The organism is Mesorhizobium sp. M2A.F.Ca.ET.037.01.1.1, from assembly GCF_003998075.1.
In the GTDB taxonomy this organism is placed as follows: Bacteria; Pseudomonadota; Alphaproteobacteria; order Rhizobiales; family Rhizobiaceae; genus Mesorhizobium.
This window is the reverse complement of sequence record NZ_RZSA01001161.1, coordinates 1-1,865: the sequence shown is the minus strand read 5'-3', so window position 1 is coordinate 1,865 and position 1,865 is coordinate 1. Positions and strand designations below refer to the sequence as shown.

Here is a 1,865-nt window from a genome sequence, read left to right as displayed (position 1 = left end):
GCTTGAACAGCCCGCCCATCATCATCGAGGCCATGGCCGGCAGCATCTGCTGCAACACCTGCTGGCTGAGCCCCGTCGCCTGCGCGGCCTGGTTCGCCACGGCGCGCGACAGGTCCTTCGAGCCGAACAGATGGCCGAGAATGCCGTTGCCCTCATCGATGCCTTGCGGCGAAAAGGCTCTTGTCGCGTCCTCGAAATATTTGGCGTGCTGCCCACTCGCCATCGCCGTCATGAAGGCGCCCATCCCGTAGGGATCGGCGGTGTAGCGCTGGAGCCCCTGTGAGAAGGCGGGCAGCAGCGCCTGGACCGCGGCCTGCGTCTGCTGCATCGAAAGCCCATATTGCTGGGCCAGCGCCTGCATGCCGGCGCCATTCTGGGCTTGGGCAAAAATGTCGAACAGGGAAGGCATTGGGTTCTCCTCCGACAATATCCTCGTCGGAGAGCCTAGTTCGTTTCCATCACCGATTGAAGCGGCTTTTGCTGCCCAACCGCTCGGCGTACACCGGACAGTTAATAGGCATATTCCATGAACACCGGCTCGATCGAGCCGCCCCAGCGCGTGTGGTAGGCCGACAGCATCTCCTCGGCGCTGGTGGTGCCGCGCGAGACGACCTCGTCCAGCGTGTTGAGGAACGACGTCTCGTCATAACCGTCGCGGTTCTTCTTGCCGCGGTTCTTCAGGCCCATGCGCGAGATGGCGAGCACGTCGCGGGCGACGTCGCGCAAGGTGGCGTTGCGGAACGGCGCCGCGATGCCAAGCTCCGGCACGGCATTGCGCATCGCCAGCGCTTCCCGATAGGTCCAGCTTGCGGTCAGCGCCTCGACGGCGTCCAGCGCCTGCTCGTCATAGAGCAGCCCGACCCAGAAGGCGGGCAGGGCGCAGATGCGACGCCACGGGCCGCCATCGGCGCCGCGCATTTCGAGGAAACGCTTCAGCCGCACGTCGGGGAACAAGGTAGAGAGATGGTTCGCCCAGTCGCCCATGGTCGGCAGGCCGTCGGGGATTTCATTGCGCGCCGCACCCGCCATGAACTGGCGGAAGGTGTAGCGCGTCATGTCGTGATACTGGCCGTCGCGGATGACGAAATACATCGGCACGTCGAGCGCCCATTCGACATAGTCGGCAAAGCCGAAATCGGGCGAGAAGCAGAATTCAAGCATGCCGGAACGCTGGTTGTCGGTGTCGCGCCAGATGTCGCCGCGCCAGCTCTGCAGCCCGTTCGGCCGGCTCTCGGTGAAGGGCGAGTTGGCAAACAGCGCCGTCGACAGCGGCTGCAGCTTCAGCGACACCTGCATCTTGCGGCGCATGTCGGTCTCGCTCTCGAAGTCGAGGTTAACCTGGATCGTGCAGGTGCGGTACATCATGTCGAGGCCCTTGGTGCCGACCTTCGGCATGTAGCGCGTCATGATCTCGTAGCGCGATTTCGGCATTTTCGGCGTGTCGGCCAACGACCATTTCGGGCTGCCGCCAAGGCCGAGGAAGCGGATGCCGAGCGGCTCGGCGATCTCGCGCACCTGCGCCAGATGCGCGTTGCCCTCGCGACAGGTCTGGTGGATCGATTCCAGCGGCGCGCCGGAAAGCTCGAATTGGCCGCCTGGCTCCAGCGAGATCGCGCCCTGGCCGGTCGGCTCGACCAGGCCGATGATACGGCCGGCATCCATGATCGGGTCCCAACCAAGCTTTTGCTGCATGCCTTCCAGGATGGCGCGGATGCCGCGCTCGCCGCCATAGGGCACCGGCGCGTGGCCGTCGACATAGAAGGGGAATTTCTCGTGCTCGGTGCCAATGCGCCATTTGTCGCGCGGCTTGTTGCCGGCGGCCAGATAGCCGACCAGTTCGTCGGTTCCTTCGATGGGCTGGGTAT

Annotated in this window: 2 protein-coding genes; both read right to left on the bottom strand. The window is 64.6% G+C overall.

Features of this window, described 5'->3' with window-relative positions; genetic code table 11:
• A partial coding sequence (locus tag EOA27_RS34625; protein ID WP_127258522.1) for a DUF937 domain-containing protein occupies positions 1-409 on the bottom strand: 409 nt, incomplete at its 3' end.
• A gap of 101 nt (positions 410-510) precedes the next feature.
• Positions 511-1,854 carry a glutamate--cysteine ligase gene (locus EOA27_RS34620; RefSeq protein WP_127258524.1) on the bottom strand — a complete coding sequence of 448 codons (1,344 nt, stop codon included), beginning with the start codon at positions 1,852-1,854 and terminating at the stop codon, positions 511-513.
• Positions 1,855-1,865 lie beyond the last annotated feature (11 nt).